Here is a 16355-nt window from a genome sequence, read left to right on the forward strand (position 1 = left end):
TGGTGATCGGCGCGCTCACCGGCGAGGTGGTGCGCCGGGCCACGGGGCACACGCTCCGGGAGGTGTGCGAGGAGCGGGTGCGCGCGCCGTACGGCATGGACTTCTTCCTGAGGCTGCCCGAGTCCGAGGAGCCCCGCTTCCGCGCCGTCCAGCCGATGCTCCCACCCCCGAGCAGCAGGCCCTGCCGGCCGACCGGGCCGCACACGCTCCGCGCCCTTGGGCTGTCCCGCAAAAGATCTTCAGGTCGATGCAGGGGCAGTTGGTCCCGGTCCGGCCCGCCCCGAACTGGTCGGGGCGAACTGGGGGTTTGGCGCATGCCCGTTGCGTAGGCTCGTTGGGTGCAGTGGCATCTGGTATTCGGCTTCATGGCTGCAATCACACTCCTGACATTGATTCCCGGCACGAGCTTCACGCTGGTCACGCAGCAGGTGATCGCGGGTTCACGGTCGGATGGCGTCCACGCCACATTGGGCTTAGCGTGCGGACTCCTGGTGCATGCATCGTTTGCCGCTCGCGAACGCCTCCCGCACCATGCGGAAGGCGGAGGTGGTCCTCCTGGTTCCTGCGGCACTGCACAGCAGAACACCCACGCCGAAGCGCGGACAATAGGGAACTTCCGAACCGCGACATCTGACCTAAACGCTACGCGCCCTCACACCCTGTCACCATCGGGAAAACGCCCCTGTGCCCCACCCCCGGCAGGTGTGCGCAGGACCTGCCGGTGCCCAATGACCGTTGCCGCCTCAGCTCGCAGGCGGTGAACCCGACTCGGCGCGGCGGTATTCAGCGTTGATGCGCTGGGCCTCTTCGAGCTGGTCCTCGAGGACGATGATGCGGCAGGCGGCCTCGATGGGGGTGCCCTGATCGACGAGTTCCCGGGCGCGGGCGGCGATGCGCAGCTGGTAGCGGGAGTAGCGGCGGTGGCCGCCCTCGGAGCGCAGCGGGGTGATGAGACGGGCTTCACCGATGGCACGGAGGAAGCCCTGGGTGGTGCCGAGCATTTCGGCGGCCCGGCCCATCGTGTAGGCGGGGTAGTCCTCGTCCTCGAGACGGTCGAACGAGTCGTCTGCTGTCATTTGCACCTCTCTGTGGAACACGCTTGAGGGGCCCTGGTGCCATATGGCACCAGGGCCCCGAAGGAACATTCACACCATCTGCCGGCCCTGGAACTGCGCCGGCCTTCTGTGTCCGCTGACCCGACCTGGGAGTTGTCGGGGACGCGGGGATCGCGGTTGCTTGACCGGAGACCACCTCACTATCGATGTCCTGCGGTACCCGGGCTCAACACTCCGCCCGGGCGATCCTGATGGCGCTCGTTCCTCCGTTCTTCCCTCGGTGATCAACCACTTACTAAACGGGGGGACTTGATACTGCTGGTACTGCTCTACTGCGTACTGCTGGTGTTGCGAACTGCTGCGTGGCCTGTGGCAGCGCCACTCTTCGGCAGCCAGCCCCGTCGCCCGTCCTGCGTCTGCTCTGGCTTAGAACCCCACTGCCGAACCTCCCGGTGCGCGCGCCCGCAGCCGACGCCTTCACCGAGGTACTGCTCACCAATTTCACTGCTGGGTACTGCGAACTTGCACTGACGGGTACCGCCGCTGTTGACCGCGGTCCCGCCGGCGGCGGCCCCTGATCACTGCGGGCCACCCGGTCCGGTCGTCAGCCCCGTCGCCGTTCTGCAACAACCCTGGCTTCGGAACTCCACCACCACACCGTCCTACGCACTGCAACTTCTGCACCACTGCCCGGCAGTTCATCTCTGCCAGGCCCTGCTGACCTTTTGGCTACGAGAGAAACCATAACCACGCCACCACCCAATGTCTACTCTGGCCGACATAGATTTCAGCGTGGTCGACAGCGAGATATTCGACCTCAAACAGCGGAAGGGCGAGAGCAATGCCGATCACCTGCTCGCTGTCGGTGATCGCCAGCTGCCGGGAGACCTGTGAGCCGAGGTCGCCCCCATGGGCGGCGTAGCGGTGGTAGCCGAGTCGGCGCATCAGCTGCGCGAAGGCCCGGGCCACCCCGGGGCGAGGCCCAGCCGCCGGGAGTGGTTTCTGAGCGGGGAGAAGGCGCCCAGGCCTCGGCTTCGGGATGGTGGACGGATTCGACGTCAACGAGGTGATCGAAGCGGGATGAGCTGCACCCCGTTTCGTGGAGTCCCCGGCCTGCCCCGGATCCCGTGTCGTACGGTCTGACGTCGCGGTCGCCCACCGTCCGCAACGGATCTCACCGAACCCGGCGGTGCCGCCGGTACGGCTGAACCAATACCGGGAATCAGGCGGCGACGAGCTCCTGCTCGCGGTCCGGCGTTTTGACCTTGGGCTTGTTGTTCGGCAGCGAGAGCCGGAAGACCTTGTGCCACGCGGAGAACACCTGCTTGGGCAGCGGCCCGGTGACGTACTCCAGCTCGTACTTTTCGAACAGCGCGCGCACCTTCACCGCGACCTCGGCGTACCGGTTGCTCGGCAGGTCCGGGAACAGGTGGTGCTCGATCTGGTGCGACAGGTTGCCGGTCATGAAGTGCATGGCCTTGCTGCCGCTGATGTTCGCCGAGCCCATCATCTGGCGCAGGTACCACTGGCCGCGCGTCTCGCCCTGGATCGACCGGCGCTCGAAGACCTGCACGCCCTCGGGGAAGTGCCCGCACATGATCACCGAGTGGGTCCAGATGTTGCGGACCAGGTTCGCGGTGAACGTGGCGGCGAGCGTGGTGAGGAACGACGGGCCCGACAGCAGCGGGTGGATCACGTAGTCCTTGAGCACCTGCTTGCGGATCTTGCGGCCCACGGCCTTGGCCCGCGCGCGGAACTCCGGGTTCTTGCGGCGGCGCTTGTGCAGGTTCTTGCCGAGCTCCAGGTCGTACGCTGCGATGCCGTACTCGAAGAAGCAGGCGTTGATGAAGTTCCACAGCGGCTGGCCGAGGTGGAACGGGTGCCACTTCTGGTCCTCGTCGACGCGCATGATGCCGTAGCCGAGGTCGTTGTCCTTGCCGATCACGTTGGTGTACGTGTGGTGCAGCTCGTTGTGCGAGTGCTTCCACTGCTCGGACGGCGAGACGTGATCCCACTCCCAGGTGGTGGAGTGAATCTTCGGGTCCCGCATCCAGTCCCACTGGCCGTGCAGGATGTTGTGGCCGATCTCCATGTTGTCCATGATCTTCGCCACGGACAGGCCGGCGGTGCCGATCAGCCACGCGGGCGGGAAGATCGAGAACAGCAGCACGCCCCTGCTGACCAGCTCGAGCTTGCGCTGCGCCGAGATGACCTTGCGGATGTACGCGGCGTCCTTCTCGCCGCGGTCGGCGATCACCTCGTCGCGGATCGCGTCCAGCTCGCGCCCCAGCTGTTCGATCTGCTCCGCGGTCAGGTGGGCGGTGGGGTCGATGGCGGTCAAGGTGCTCCTACCGTTCGATGTCGCAAGGGCCCGCCGCGGCGGACACACAGGTCTGGATGAGGACGCCCGGCTCGGCCTCGGTGATCTCGCCGGTGCGCAGGTCGCGGACGGCGCCCGACTTGAGCGGCGTGACGCAGCCGAAGCAGATGCCCATGCGGCACCCGGAGGGCATGAGCACGCCCGCCTCCTCGCCGACGTCCAGCAACGGCGTGGCGCCGTCCGCGTCGACGGTCTTGCCGCTGGCGCTGAACGTGACCTCGCCGCCGTCACCGGCGACGACGATGCGGGGGCGGAAGCGTTCGGTGTGCAGGCGCTCCTGGACGCCGTGCGCGGTCCATTGCTCTTCGGCGGCGTCGAGCAGGCCCGCGGGTCCGCAGGCCCAGGTCTCGCGCTCGGCCCAGTCGGGCACGAGTCCGTCGAGACGGGCGATGTCGAGGATGCCGTCCGTGTCGGTGTGCACCTCGGTGAGGCGCAGCTTCTCGTCCGCGACCAGGCCGTGCAGTTCGCTGCGGAAGATCACGTCTTGCGGCTGTGGCGCGCAGTGGACCATGACGACGTCGTCGAACTCGGTGTCGCGCAGCATGCCCATCACGGGCGTGATGCCGCTGCCGGCCGTCAGGTAGAGCACCTTGGCGGGCTTGGCCTGCGGCAGCACGAAGTCACCGGTCGGCTGGTCGAGCTGGATCAGCGTGCCCGGTTTCGCCCTGCGGACCAGGTGGTTGCTGACCTTGCCGTCCGGGATCGCCTTCACGGTGATCGTGACGCGGCCGTCCTGGCGGTTTGTAGGCGAGGTGATGGAGTAGGCACGCCACAGGCGCACCCCGTTGACGTCGACCCCGATCCGCATGTACTGACCGGCTGTGTGGCCGCGCCAGCCCCGTCCCGGCCTGATCACGATAGTCGCGGCGTCACCCGTCTCGGGGTGCACGGCCTCGATGCGCCCACGCAGGTCAGCGCCCGCACGCAGCGGGCTGACCAGGTCGAGGTAGTCCGACGGCAGCAGCGGCGTCGTGACCATCTCCAGCAGTTTCCACGCCCTGCTGCGGAGGGCTGCACTCGTCATGGCTCCAGCTTGCTGCGCCTCAAGGCGTAAAGTCCTGACCGCAGGACGTAAATCTGGTCGGCTGAATTGTTCGCAGGGAACAAAACGTGAGCCATGCAATCCGGAGGGCCAGCGAACTGGCCCTGGATGAGACGACGGTCACCGCACTTCGGGCCGCGCTGAAGACCACCGCCGACGAGGTCGTCCAGGCGATCATCGACGAGGTCCCTTCCTACGCCAACGCCCTTTCGGGCCGCATGGGCGGCACCATCCGCCGAGCCGTCCGCACCGCCCTGGGGCACTACCTGGACCTCGCGAGCGGGAACGCCACAGGCGGCGACGCCGGTGACGCAGCCTACGAGTTGGGCCGCGGCGAGGTGCGCGACGGCCGTTCGATGGACGCCCTACTCAGCGCCTACCGCGTCGGCGCCCGCGTGGCCTGGCGATGCCTGGCAGCGGGTGCCGTACCCGCAGGTCTGCCCGCCGCCGAGGTCGCCAAGTTCGCCGAGCTGACCTTCGCCTACATCGACGAGCTCTCCGCCGCGAGCGCCGCGGGCCACGCCGACGAACTGGCCGCCCGGGGCAGGGCCCACGAGCGCCACCTGGAACACCTGGCCCGCGACCTCCTCGCCGGCGCGAGCCCGGACGTGCTGCTGGCCTCTGTTCAACGGGCCGGGTGGCAGCCTCCGGTTTCGCTGACCGCGGTCCTGCTGCCCGCCGCCCAGGCCCGGCCTGCCTACCGCACTCTCGACCCGAGCACCCTCGTCCTCGACGATCTGCCGGATGCCACCGGTGTGCTGCTCGTCCCCGATGCTGACCGATCACATCTCTTGCGGCAGCTAACCGACCGCACCTCCGTGGTCGGCCCGGCCCGGCCATGGACCCGTGCGTCCGCCTCGTACGCACGAGCCGTACGCGCGCGCTCCCTCTCCTCTGATATTCGCGACACCGAGGACCACCTGCCCGAGCTGGTGCTGAGCGCCGACGTGGACGCGTTCGCAGACCTGCGTGCCCGAGCCCTCGCACCGTTGCGGACCTTGCCTGTCGCGACCGCACGGCGGCTGGAGGAGACGTTGCGGGCGTGGCTGCTGCACCAGGGCAGGCGGGACGAGGTGGCGGCGGCGTTGTTCGTCCATCCCCAGACAGTCCGGTACCGGATGTCGCAGCTGCGGGAGCTGTTTCCGGATCTCGCATCGCCACACCGGGTCCTTGAACTGACGCTGGCGGTCGGTCTTCAGGTCAGCTGACGCGTACTTCGACCGTCCACGACCGCGTCCGCGAGCGGTCCAGGAATCGCGCCTCGTTCTCGGTGCCATCAGCTGGCTCGTGCGGCCCGGGGAAGAGCGGTATGAGCCAGCTGAGACCGGGGGTTGATGTGAAGACCAGACAAGGCCTCGGGAAGCCCGTCGGGGGCGCTGTCTCTGAGAAGCGCGGTGGCGGATACGGTCGACTGGATCCGGTGGACGATGCGCACCCGCCCGCTCGTCGACGCGCTCATCGAGCATCTGGTCGGTGATCTGGGCCGCTATGCCCTGGAAAACAGCTTTCATGTCGTCGTGGAGGGCGCTGTCCTGGCACGAGCTGACCCACGGGCGCGCGCCGGGCTGCAGCTGAGTGACCGGCGGGGAGGCCAGGCCGGGTCACCAGGGGCGGGGGGCCGGGCCGCTCGCGCCGGGGACCACCGTGGTTCTGCGACGGCCCCCTCCCTTCCGACAGGTCAGCCGGACGGCCGACCGGGCCGGCCTGGCACACCGCGCGAGGGATGATGGGGATGGAATGACGGAACATGAGGTCAGGAGCTTCCATGGCGAAGCGGGTTCACCGACCCCGTGAGGACGCGGAGTTCAATTTCATCCTCGGGATGAGCGCAGTTCCGGTCCTCGCATATTTCACCGGGACATGGCCCAAGGCAATAGAGCCCTGCCGGGTAATGGACCTCGTCGTGGGTGGCATCGCCGACGACTACACGGGCCGCCTGACGGCCGTCCGCACCGACATCACGCGTTGTCCGGCCGCAACCGAGCGATACGGGATCACCGGAGCCCCGTCCTACGTCCTGCTGAAGGAGGGAGAGGCGGTGGCGCACGGCGCGGGGCCTATGACCATCGCCGAGGTACGGAAGTTCCTGGACGGTCACCTCTGAGCGGCCGCTGCGGCACGCGGCCGCGACGCCCGTCACGTCTCGTCTATGGAGCTGCGCCGCCTGAGACACCTTGGGGCTGAGACACCCCCACAGGTCACATAACGCCGTCGAAGACCGTGCCGGGGCGTAGCGAGTTCATGCCGGCCACGGCCAGATCCATCCACGCTGAGGTGACCGTCCGCCCGGACCGGGCCTGTAGCCGGACGGTCTCGGCATCGCGCCACAGGACGGTGCGGTGCCCGTCGAACTTGATCTCGTACCACCAGCCCTTGCCGCGGGGCAGCGTCGGCAGGCCTCGGCGAGGGCGACAGCGACGGGGTACTCCACAGGGCCAGCCTGCGGCGACCGAGCCGGGGATGCGCGCTGGCCTACGCTGCGCGGAGAGGCCCGGCGGTGCGCCCTATGTCCGGCCGATGCTGCTGCCGGGCCGCTCCCCTACTACTGGCGTGCTTCGGTGTTCTCCCGGATCGCCTGCGCGACGTCCAGCAGCGCGTACGCGACGGCCGCCAGGCCCTCGCCGATCGCGTCGGTGCCGTCACGGTGACCACAGGCGGATTCGCGCGTTAGGACTGCGTGACCACGATGACGCCCCGGCCTGCGCCGGTCACCCGCGACAAAACTCCGCCCACGTCTGGTGCGCCGATCTTCGCGGCGCTGGCCGCCCGCTGGCAGGCGCAGGGGCGTGTCGTGCCGGGGCAGGTGGACCGGGAATGGGCCAAGCTGGCTGACAGCTGCCCGTGGCCCAGCTCATAGACCAGCGTGGTGCGTGCCCCTCCACCCCGCGCCCGCACCCGCTGTACCGGCCGGCAGCCTCGACCGCCTGCCCGGCCACCGAGGCTGCCGGACCGGCCTGTCAGGTTGGGCCCCTCCCGGTCCGGCGGCCTGCACCCGGTGCCGGTTGGGCCAGTGTCTTGCGCAGGAGTTGCATCTGGTGCTGGTCGAGCTGGATCTCCCACTGGCCGTCCACCTTGCAGTCGAGGGGTCTGGGCGGTGAAAGCCCGGAAGGCGGGCGACGATGGCGGTGTTGCGGTCCTGAGGGACGGTCTCGGTCGGCCCGACGCGGACCCAGTGCTCGAGGTGCAGGGTCTCGCAGGCCTCTGCGGCGGCGGCAACATCCGGGTGAATGCGGATGACTCGAGTCAGCTCGCCGTATCCCAGTTGGCCCACCAGGACCCCGTAGGCGGGGTCTTTGGCCGCGGCGCGGTGTACATCGGCCGCGTACAGGCCGAGGGTGACGGTGGCCGCCTCCATGGGCTCGTCAGGCTCGGCGAGCGGGGCGAAGGGGTCGAGGGCACGCACGCGGTCGGCGACCGCCTGCTTGCTCAGGCCGAGAACCCGCCCGACCTGTTCCAGGGTGTGTGGTGCCTTGCCGAAGGCGTCCGGTTGCCGGGTCCGCAGGGTGAGGGCGTTGACGAGGCCGAGGCAGGCTTCGCGCAGGTAGTCGGCCCGGCCCAGGGTGCGCAGCAGGTCTCCGCACTCCCAGGCTGTTTCGAGGTCGATCAGCAGCACCCGCAATCGTGCGATTTTGTGCTCCTCCGGGTTCTTGTCCGCGTCGATCCGCAGCACACGTTCCCCCGCGATCGTGCGCTCATCTGGCATAGTGGGCGGTCATTTCCGGCCAACTAGACGCCAGACGCAACAAGTGCGGCATATAAGACACATTCACCCCGACCGGCGACACTTCGTGCTCATGTGCGGTGATCTTTCCGCACGGTGCGGGCACAGCCCCACCGCACCCGCACCGCACCCCCAGGAGCCCCCAGGAGCCCCCAGGAGCCCGCAGGCGCCCGTCGGCGCCGCGCTCCAGGGCTGCCGGACCGTGGTGGTTGGTACCCGCCGGTCGGGCAGCCCCACCAGTCCACCATCTCGGCCGGTCCGCAGGAACAGCGCCCGCAGCGCGAAGCCCTGGCCGTGCCCCCGAGGGGGAGAGGCCAGGGCTGTCGGTCACGCGGTCCGGGGAAGGGGAACCGGGGCGGCCGTTGTCGCACACCATCTCAACGATTGCTTTGCCCGCGTGGACACGCTCCGCGTCCACGCGGCGCGCCTTTGTCTGCCTCCTGGGAGGATGCTTGTCATGGAGCCGCTGCCGACGCCCTGCCCCGCCGACCGGATCCCGGACGCGACCGGACTCGCCGCGTTCGAGGCCGCGTGCAAGGAGGGCAAAGAGCAGCGCGTCGCGTTCATCGCAGTCGAGCAACAGGGCCCGCTGTGGGCGGTCAAGGCCGACGCGCTCACCGCCCCGCAGCACACCATCACCACCACCGCCCATGACGTCAGCTGTGGTTCAGGGACCACACGACCTGGTCCTCGTACCAGCGGGCGGCACTGACACCGTGCCACGAGGCCGCCGCGTCGACCTGGTCCTCGTACCAGCGGGCAGCACTGACACCGCGCCACGAGGCCGCCGCGTCGACCTGGTCCTCGTACCAGCGGGCAGCACTGACACCGCGCCACGAGGCCGCCGCGTCGACCTGGTCCTCGTACCAGCGGGCAGCACTGACACCGCGCCACGAGGCCGCCGCGTCGACCTGGTCCTCGTACCAGCGGGCGGCACTGACACTGCGCCACGAGGCCGCTTCGCCCTCGTGGTCCGCAGCCCGTACGTAGCCCACAGTGTCCTGCCCACGGTGGTCGTCATCCGTGTGGCGGCCGGCTTGCTCGCTGTTGGTCGCGGAGGTGGCGGACACGTCCTGCGCGTGCTGCACGGGCACCGAAGTCGTGGCTGCCGACGCCGAGCCGCCGGCGCCGAGAAGGACTCCCCCGGCCAGTGCCGTGGAGGCGAGTGCGATCGAGACGCGCTTGGTCATGCTGTTCATGGTCATTTCCCTTGCGAGACTGCCGCGGTTTCGCCGAACTGGCGGCCGCCGCTTCTAGGTGAACCGAGATCCGGAAATCCCGGGTCAGTCGGCTTGCCGCAAGGTCATCCGGAGGGGTGCCTCACATTCGGCTCTGCCACCGTACCCGAGGGGTGCCTCATGTTTGTGGTGAGGCTCATCACAGCACGTCGGAGGGGTGAGATTGCGATCGGAAACGTGACAACGACCGAATTCGAGGGGGGCCTCATGTTACGCTCGAGCCATGAGCCACCACCACGCCCCGTCCGCGACGGAGACCCCGACGAAACCCCTGCGCCGTGACGCACAGCGCAACAGGGACGCGATCGTGGCCGCCGCCCGCACGGCCTTCTCCGAGCAGGGCCTCGGGGCGTCCCTGGAGGGCGTCGCCCGCGAGGCCGGCGTCGCGATCGGTACGCTCTACCGCCACTTCCCCACCCGGCTCGACCTGGTCGAAACACTCTTCGACGCGAAGTACACGGAACTGCTCGCCACCGCGGAAGAAGCCGCGGCCATGGACGACGCCTGGGAGGGGTTCTGCCGCTACCTGGAGAAGCTCTGCAAGCTGCAGGCCTGCGACCGCGCCTTCAACGACCTGGTCTCGGCACGGCTGCCCCTTCACGTGGCCGGCCGCAAGATGTACGAACGCACCAAGGAACTCTGCGTCCAGATCATGCGCAACGCCCAGGAACAGGGCGTCCTGCGCGGCGACGTCACCGCGCAGGACATCGCCTTCGTGATCTGGTCCCAGGCCGGGATCATCCAGGCCACACGCACCATCGCCCCCCAGGCCTGGCGCCGCCACCTCCACCTGATGCTCGACGCCTTCCGCACCGAGGGCGCCCACGAACTGCCCCAACCTCCTCTGACCAGCCAGCAGGTCGACCAGACCCTCGTCACTCTCGAGTGCACCGAAGAGGGCTGCCGCGAGCAGTCCTGACCACACGAGAGACGAGGCCACCGACAACAGCTGCGCATCACACCGGACCGGCGCCACACCGGACCGGTGCCTCGGCCGACCGGCCGGGAAGACCCCGAACAGCACCCCGGGCAGCAAGACCACGGGCCGTCCCACCGCCGCCTTCCGGCTGCCCCGACCCGTCCTGTCACACACCGCCCGCATCTCACAGGGCATCCACAGACGCCGGTGGCTGAGAGCGCCTTCACCATTCATGGCATCAGCGATGCAACGGTCACGGATGCGTCGACCTGGGACCAAGCTGATCTGGCAGCCGGCGTAGGCACCGGTAGCTCACGTGAAGCGTTGTTCGTCTGCCTCGACGCATCCGAAGGGGTCTGATGCAGGGTCGGGTGACAGGTTGACCTGCCCCACGGTTTGGGTTCCAGCTTGACCTGCCCCACCTCTCAGGTTCCAGTTCAACCGACAGCATCACGTTCGGCGAGGCCGGGCTACTTGCTGCGCGAGCGCCGCCCGAAGACCGCTTGGCGCAGGGGTGGGTACTGCTGGCGCAGGTCGGTGCGGCAGGAGGGGCAGTGCCGGCCGTCCTCCGGCGGGGCGGACTCAAGGTCGTATCCGGGTGGGCCGGCATCATTGACGGCACCGAGATCCGAGTCCGCCGCCCGGCCGCCGAACGCAAGGACCGGGACAAGTTCATCTCCGGCAAGAACAAGCAGAACGCCGTCAAATCCATGGTGGTCACGGACGACGAAGGCCGCGTGCTGTTCTGCAGCCGGACCAAGCCCGGAAGCTGCGCGGACATCACCCACGCCCGCCAGTTAGGGCTGGTCAAGCTTCTGGCCGACGGACCCGCAGTCGAGATCCTCGCCGATGCCGGCTACCAGGGTCTGGGTGCTCAGACCGGCGGACGGGTGGTGACGCCACCGCACCGCAAGTTCAAGAAGAACGCCCCGGACTGGTACGAGGAGATCTACGAGCGCCAGCGCAAAGCGCACTCCTCACGCCGCATCCGCGTCGAGCACGGCATCGCCCACCTGAAGAACTGGCGGGCCCTGACCCGCCACCTCGGCCGCCGCGAGCACATGAGCGACACCGTCCAAGCCGTCGCCGGCCTGCTGTCCCACCAACAGACCACGGACCTCAAATCCGCACGGCAGCTGTGAACCCCGAGCCCCACTGAAGTTTTCGACGTCTCACTGCCTACCGTGCACGAGCTCGTTAGCCGTTACTGCCGATTCCAGCCCGCACGCCGTTCCCTCCCGACAGCTTGACGACACACCGGGCAGCGTTCCTCTACCTGCTGTGTACGCGCCCTAACATCCCGTGAGGAAATGATCGGCGCCCTCGGGCTGCGGAAGGCGAGAGAAATGATCGCACGAAGAGACGTACTCGTAGCCGGGGCTGCCGGTGGGGCGGCTCTGGTTCTTCCAGGACCTAATGGGGCGGTGGCACTCCCGAACGGGACCGCGGTGGCCCCGGGGGCTGGGTCTGCCGCCAAATTCCCCGTCCCCACCCTGGATCCCACGACCGTCCCGAAATACGTCACCAACCTGGTGATCCCGCCGGCGATGCCGAAGGCCGGCCACTCGCAGGGGCACGGCATCGACACGTACGTCATCGGCGTCCGGCAGTTCAGCCAGCAGGTATTGCCGCCCACTCTGCCGTCCACCACTGTGTGGGGATACGGCTCGCTCGGCGACAAGACCACGTTCAACTACCCGTCGTTCACCATCGAGGCCAAGGTCGACCGGCCCGTCCGGGTCACCTGGGTGAACGATCTCGTCGACAAGCACGGCCATTTCCTCCCGCACTTGCTGACGGTCGACCCCACCCTGCACTGGGCAAACCCGCCGGGCGGCAAGGCCGGGCGTGATTCCCGACCGACGTTCACATCGACGCCGGGTCCGTATACCGGCCCCGTGCCGATCGTCACTCACCTGCACGGTGGGCATTCCACCGAGGAGAGCGACGGCTACACCGAAGCGTGGTACCTGCCACGCGCGAACAACATTCCTCCTGGATTCGCCACCGTAGGCACGTTCTACAACGAGTTCCGGGAGAAGTTCGCCGATGCGCACGGCCTGAAGTGGGACCCGGGTACAGCGACCTTCCAGTACGCCAACGACCAGCGGGCATCGACCCTCTGGTTCCACGATCACACCCTGGGTCTGACCCGGCTCAACGTCTACGCCGGACCTGCCGGGTTCTATCTGCTGCGCGGCGGCGAGTGCGACCTTCCCAAGGGGACTCTGCCCGGACCGGCGCCCGCCTTCGGCGACCCACCGAACACCCGGTACCACGAGATCCCCCTGGCCATCCAGGACCGCTCCTTCAACTCAGACGGCTCGCTGTTCTACCCCACGACCCGGGAATTCTTCGACGGGTTCGCGGGTCCGTACATTCCCACCACCGACGTATCGCCCTACTGGAACCCCGAATTCTTCGCCAACACCATCGTGGTCAACGGCCGGACATGGCCAAAGCTCGAGGTCGAACCGCGCCGCTACAGACTGCGCTTCCTCAACGGATGCAATGCCCGGTTCCTCATCCTGAAGATCGCGGACAGTCCGACCGCCCGACCGGCCCAGTCGGCCGTACCGTTCTGGCAAATCGGCAACGAGGGCGGGTTCCTGCCCGCACCGGTACAGCTGCAGCAGCTGCTGTTGGCCAACGCGGAGCGGGCCGACGTCATCGTCGACTTCACCGAAATCCCGGAAGGCACCGAGCTGTACCTCATCAACGAGGGACCGGACGCACCCTTCGGCGGCCGGGGCATTCCCTTCGACGCGGCGAATCCCGACACCACCGGGCAGGTGATGAAATTCGTGGTCGGCCCGCTGGTGAGCAAGGACAAGAGCGTCCCGCCGAACAAGCTCAAGCTGCCCAAGATCAGGCCACTCGGCTCGTCGAGCGTCACCCGCCGGCTCTCCCTCAACGAGATGACCTCAACCAACGTCCCTCCGGTGCCGCCTGACACACCGGTCGAGACCTTGCTCGGCACGGTCGACTCCGCCGGCAATCCGGTGCTGCTCGGCTGGGCCGACCCGGTCACGGAGAACCCGAGACTGAACGCGACCGAGACATGGGAGCTGTACAACTTCACTGCGGACGCCCACCCGATCCACATCCACGAGGTGGCCTTCGAGGTGGTGAACCGCCAACCGTTCAACGGGTCCCCCATTCCGCCGGAGAGCTGGGAGGGTGGCTTCAAGGACACCGTGATCGCCTATCCGGGAGAAATCACCCGGGTGAAGGCCCGGTTCGACCACCCTGGTCGCTTCGTCTGGCACTGCCACATCGTCGAGCACGAGGACAACGAGATGATGCGGCCGTACCAAATCGGAGGCAGGCGCAAGAAGGACCACTGACAGGTCAGCGCCCGTGGTCGGTCACAGAACTCAGGCCACCATGGAGGTGGTCCACCACAAACAGCTTCGGCCGTGATCGCGAAGGCGGCCAGGTCGACGGGGTGGCCTGATCAACGACCCCCAAGCACGACGGAGGGCCATTCGCGATCACGCGAATGGCCCTCTCACCAGTGTCGGGGCGCGGGGTTTGAACCCACGACCTCTCCGTCCCGAAACAACTTGGGCGGGCGGCTGACCTTGGGTCGGTGTGCCCTCACCTGCGGCGATGGTCCACAGGTGTGCGCGCCCGTCCGGCGCTGCTCGTGGGCGTTGTCACGCCGTTAGACACGCACGCCTCCTCGGAGGGCCCCACGGGCGACGCGTCAGTGGGGCCGGTGACGGTCGCGGTGGTTGCTGTACTCACACGCTGTACGAGCGCTCGGTTGATCAGTTCCCGGTAGATGGCCCGGCCGCGTATGTGTAGGGACGCATTCCTTCAGCGTCTGCGCCGGTCCTTGCTGTGGTCACCGTATGACGTCCAGCTCCGAGTACATACCGGCCGCGTAGTGGCCGGGGAGGTTACAGACCAGCTCGTAGCGGCCGGGCTGTAGCGTCACCGTGGTCCAGGCCATCGCCCCCGGCATGACGCCCTTCCCGGCCCCCGCACCACAGCTGCGCGAAGCCTCCCCGAGGCTCCCCGCCTCATTGATCCGCCCATTGGAACCGGTAGGGCGTTCTCCTGGAGCTTGACCTGGTGGCAGGGACAGCACGACCACCTCGTGGGTGAGGGCGCCAGCGTTGAACACCCGCAGCGACACCACTCCGGCCGGGACCGTGCTCGGTGTCGCGTGCAGACGCAGCATGCCCATGCCCTGCCAGTCGGTGCCGCCCGTCGGGTTGCGTCCCTTGGGCCGCCCCATCATGCCCGGCCCCATGTCCCCCACGGTCACATCCACCGCGTGGCCTTTCAGGACAGGCGCATTGCACTGTGCGCTCCGGCCCTGCCAGGCTGCTGGCGCACTGCCGCGGAAGGCACCGGTGGCGGCGAGCAGCACTGCGGTCGCGATGCCCAGCACCAGTGCGGCGGCTGCCCCCACAGCCAGCCACATCCCGCGCGGGCGGTTCGCGCTCACCGGTGCTCCTGCAGTAGCGCGAGCCGACGTTTGTACTCGTCCTCTTCGATCTCCCCGCGGGCGAACCGCTCGGCGAGCAGGTCCTCGGCTCGCCTGCTTCTCCACCCGGGCTCGCCGGACGAGGGAGGCGGGCTGTTCTGGTGGCCGAGACGGCTGCCCGCGAGGTAGTGGACAAGCGCAACGACACCGGCGATCACCAGCGCCCAGAACAACACCATGAACATGACCATGACGAGCCAGCCGCCCCAGCCCCAACCGCCGTACCACATCATGTGGATCACCGCCCTCGGCTGGTGGGTAAGCGTCCCCCACCTCTCGATTGATCGGAGGCTGCCAAACCCCTGCCTGCTCGCCACCCTCCGCCAGTCGGATTGGCCGGCCTAGTGCCGTCCGGCCCACACCTCACCGACGACCGGCCCGCCCAACGGCTCAAGCTCGTCTAGCGACCATCTCGGGAGGTGACCGCCGCTTCACGGTGATTTCTCTGCCGGACTGACGATCCGCATTGCCTGCATGTGAGCGCCGCGGCGCATTCGACGTGAGGTCGGCGGAGCGGCTTTGGGCTGGAGCTGCTTTGGGGCGTTCGCCGGCGCCCGGGGGCTGTCGGAAATGGCCTTGTAGATCGCCAGTGTGGACCCGTGGCGGATGACAGCCACACTGCTGGGGACCTTCAGGCCGTCCTCACCGGGCTCGGCAACCCACTTGAGCCGGAAGGCGACCCCTTCATCGCCCCGCGAGGGAGCTTTGGCGGCTTCGACGTTCTCGTACGTCACCTTCATGGCACCCGCGCCCGCCGCCTCGTAACCCTTGCAGGACTTCAAGCCCGCACGAAGTTCCTTCATGACTCGAGAGGCATCCGCTGAGCGGTACGACACCAGGGTAATGATCGCCGAGTGGCCCTCCGTGCCCGCGATGCGTTGCACGCTGCCGACGGGGGTGTAACCGCTGGCTCCGTCCACTGCGGCGCCGACCGGCGCGCACAGCGAAGGGTCGGTGGCGGGGCGTACAGCATGGATGACGCCATTGCCGACACCTTTGGTCCCCACCCCAACCTCCTCCACTTGGACTCCGGGAAGGTCATGCGCGTCCACGACGGCATCCTCGAGCTGCTGCTGAGACAGCACACGCGCACTCTGCTCCGCGCTTCGGCTGACCGTCGCCTTCGCCGTCGGGGCGCCTCCGTCATGCTCGCCGCCGCAACCCATCATGCCGATGGCCATCAAAGTCATGACCGCCAGGTGTCTTCGCCCGATGGACCTGCTCGTCGCCATCGAGGTCGTCGAGGCAGACCCGCCGCGGCGCATCGTCGAACGCAACGTCAGCGCGGCTTGCGCGAACAAGGGGAGGGATCATGATTCGAAGAGCCCACGGAGAAACTGCACCGCACAGGCCAGCTCGTCCAGGAGGAGGGCGTCTTCGACCAGCTCAACAGCCTTCTCCGAAGAACGTGCTGACCGTGCCCATCTCCGCGCTCCTCGCGCTGTCGGAGGGCGGCTACGGCGTCCAGGTTGTCAAGGGCTCCGCCGCGGCAAGGAATTGCA

Annotated in this window: 16 protein-coding genes; 7 read left to right on the forward strand and 9 right to left on the reverse strand. The window is 68.1% G+C overall.

Features of this window, described 5'->3' with window-relative positions; genetic code table 11:
- Positions 1-29: 29 nt before the first annotated feature.
- On the forward strand, positions 30-329 hold the full coding sequence (locus OG698_RS00945; RefSeq protein WP_406110742.1) for a hypothetical protein: 300 nt from the start codon (positions 30-32) through the stop codon (positions 327-329).
- 414 nt (positions 330-743) lie between these two features.
- On the opposite strand, the gene OG698_RS00950 is transcribed toward OG698_RS00945, so the two are convergent.
- The 4 genes from OG698_RS00950 to OG698_RS00965 all read right to left on the reverse strand — a co-directional run bounded on the left by OG698_RS00950 (position 744) and on the right by OG698_RS00965 (position 4459).
- The gene (locus OG698_RS00950; protein WP_406100829.1) at positions 744-1076 is read right to left on the reverse strand and encodes a MerR family transcriptional regulator; all 333 of its coding nucleotides are present in this window, start codon (positions 1074-1076) and stop codon (positions 744-746) included.
- Between the two features lie 708 nt (positions 1077-1784).
- A complete protein-coding gene (locus tag OG698_RS00955; protein WP_406100831.1) occupies positions 1785-2024 on the reverse strand; it encodes a hypothetical protein in 240 nt (79 codons plus the stop codon).
- Positions 2025-2277: 253 nt separating this feature from the next.
- Positions 2278-3396, reverse strand: a complete 1119-nt coding sequence (locus OG698_RS00960; RefSeq protein WP_406100832.1) for a fatty acid desaturase family protein — start codon at positions 3394-3396, stop codon at positions 2278-2280.
- Positions 3397-3403: 7 nt separating this feature from the next.
- Positions 3404-4459, reverse strand: a complete 1056-nt coding sequence (locus tag OG698_RS00965; RefSeq protein WP_406100833.1) for a ferredoxin reductase — start codon at positions 4457-4459, stop codon at positions 3404-3406.
- 86 nt (positions 4460-4545) lie between these two features.
- Here OG698_RS00965 and OG698_RS00970 point away from each other — a divergent pair, with 86 nt between their 5' ends.
- Both OG698_RS00970 and OG698_RS00975 read left to right on the forward strand, forming a co-directional pair.
- Positions 4546-5685, forward strand: coding sequence for a PucR family transcriptional regulator (locus tag OG698_RS00970; protein WP_406100835.1), 1140 nt, complete (start codon positions 4546-4548; stop codon positions 5683-5685).
- Between the two features lie 557 nt (positions 5686-6242).
- A complete protein-coding gene (locus OG698_RS00975; RefSeq protein ID WP_406100836.1) occupies positions 6243-6581 on the forward strand; it encodes a thioredoxin family protein in 339 nt (112 codons plus the stop codon).
- A 747-nt stretch (positions 6582-7328) separates the two neighbouring features.
- On the opposite strand, the gene OG698_RS00980 is transcribed toward OG698_RS00975, so the two are convergent.
- Complete coding sequence (locus OG698_RS00980) at positions 7329-8180, reverse strand: hypothetical protein (protein WP_406100837.1); 852 nt, start codon at positions 8178-8180, stop codon at positions 7329-7331.
- A 475-nt stretch (positions 8181-8655) separates the two neighbouring features.
- On the opposite strand from OG698_RS00980, the gene OG698_RS00985 reads away from it, so the two are divergent.
- Positions 8656-8910, forward strand: a complete 255-nt coding sequence (locus OG698_RS00985; protein WP_406100838.1) for a hypothetical protein — start codon at positions 8656-8658, stop codon at positions 8908-8910.
- Here OG698_RS00985 and OG698_RS00990 read toward each other — a convergent pair.
- The gene (locus OG698_RS00990) at positions 8855-9397 is read right to left on the reverse strand and encodes a hypothetical protein (RefSeq protein WP_406100839.1); all 543 of its coding nucleotides are present in this window, start codon (positions 9395-9397) and stop codon (positions 8855-8857) included. The two genes, OG698_RS00985 and OG698_RS00990, sit on opposite strands and share 56 nt — an antisense overlap.
- Positions 9398-9659: 262 nt before the next feature.
- On the opposite strand from OG698_RS00990, the gene OG698_RS00995 reads away from it, so the two are divergent.
- The 3 genes from OG698_RS00995 (at position 9660) to OG698_RS01005 (ending at position 13702) form a co-directional block, all read left to right on the forward strand.
- Entirely contained in the window at positions 9660-10355 is a 696-nt protein-coding gene (locus tag OG698_RS00995) for a TetR/AcrR family transcriptional regulator (protein ID WP_406100841.1), read from the forward strand.
- A 554-nt stretch (positions 10356-10909) separates the two neighbouring features.
- Positions 10910-11497 carry a transposase family protein gene (locus OG698_RS01000; protein WP_406100842.1) on the forward strand — a complete coding sequence of 196 codons (588 nt, stop codon included), beginning with the start codon at positions 10910-10912 and terminating at the stop codon, positions 11495-11497.
- Between the two features lie 282 nt (positions 11498-11779).
- On the forward strand, positions 11780-13702 hold the full coding sequence (locus tag OG698_RS01005; protein ID WP_406100843.1) for a multicopper oxidase family protein: 1923 nt from the start codon (positions 11780-11782) through the stop codon (positions 13700-13702).
- A 503-nt stretch (positions 13703-14205) separates the two neighbouring features.
- On the opposite strand, the gene OG698_RS01010 is transcribed toward OG698_RS01005, so the two are convergent.
- The 3 genes from OG698_RS01010 to OG698_RS01020 form a co-directional block, all read right to left on the reverse strand.
- Complete coding sequence (locus OG698_RS01010) at positions 14206-14814, reverse strand: sulfocyanin-like copper-binding protein (RefSeq protein WP_406100844.1); 609 nt, start codon at positions 14812-14814, stop codon at positions 14206-14208.
- Positions 14811-15086: an SHOCT domain-containing protein gene (locus OG698_RS01015; RefSeq protein ID WP_406100845.1), complete on the reverse strand. Its 276-nt coding sequence runs from the start codon at positions 15084-15086 to the stop codon at positions 14811-14813. The genes OG698_RS01010 and OG698_RS01015 overlap by 4 nt, the downstream gene beginning before the upstream one ends.
- Before the next feature lie 198 nt (positions 15087-15284).
- Entirely contained in the window at positions 15285-16154 is an 870-nt protein-coding gene (locus OG698_RS01020) for a hypothetical protein (RefSeq protein WP_406100846.1), read from the reverse strand.
- Positions 16155-16355 lie beyond the last annotated feature (201 nt).

The organism is Streptomyces sp. NBC_01003 (assembly GCF_045162695.1).
GTDB lineage: Bacteria > Actinomycetota > Actinomycetes > Streptomycetales > Streptomycetaceae > Streptomyces.

Excerpts from the sequence above, each read along its gene's own strand:
- OG698_RS00950 (WP_406100829.1), bottom strand. The coding sequence starts at position 1,076 with ATGACAGCAGACGACTCGTTCGACCGTCTCGAGGACGAGGACTACCCC.
- OG698_RS00965 (WP_406100833.1), bottom strand. The coding sequence starts at position 4,459 with ATGACGAGTGCAGCCCTCCGCAGCAGGGCGTGGAAACTGCTGGAGATG.
- OG698_RS00975 (WP_406100836.1), top strand. The coding sequence starts at position 6,243 with ATGGCGAAGCGGGTTCACCGACCCCGTGAGGACGCGGAGTTCAATTTC.
- OG698_RS00980 (WP_406100837.1), bottom strand. The coding sequence starts at position 8,180 with ATGCCAGATGAGCGCACGATCGCGGGGGAACGTGTGCTGCGGATCGAC.
- OG698_RS00985 (WP_406100838.1), top strand. The coding sequence starts at position 8,656 with ATGGAGCCGCTGCCGACGCCCTGCCCCGCCGACCGGATCCCGGACGCG.
- OG698_RS00990 (WP_406100839.1), bottom strand. The coding sequence starts at position 9,397 with ATGAACAGCATGACCAAGCGCGTCTCGATCGCACTCGCCTCCACGGCA.
- OG698_RS00995 (WP_406100841.1), top strand. The coding sequence starts at position 9,660 with ATGAGCCACCACCACGCCCCGTCCGCGACGGAGACCCCGACGAAACCC.
- OG698_RS01015 (WP_406100845.1), bottom strand. The coding sequence starts at position 15,086 with ATGATGTGGTACGGCGGTTGGGGCTGGGGCGGCTGGCTCGTCATGGTC.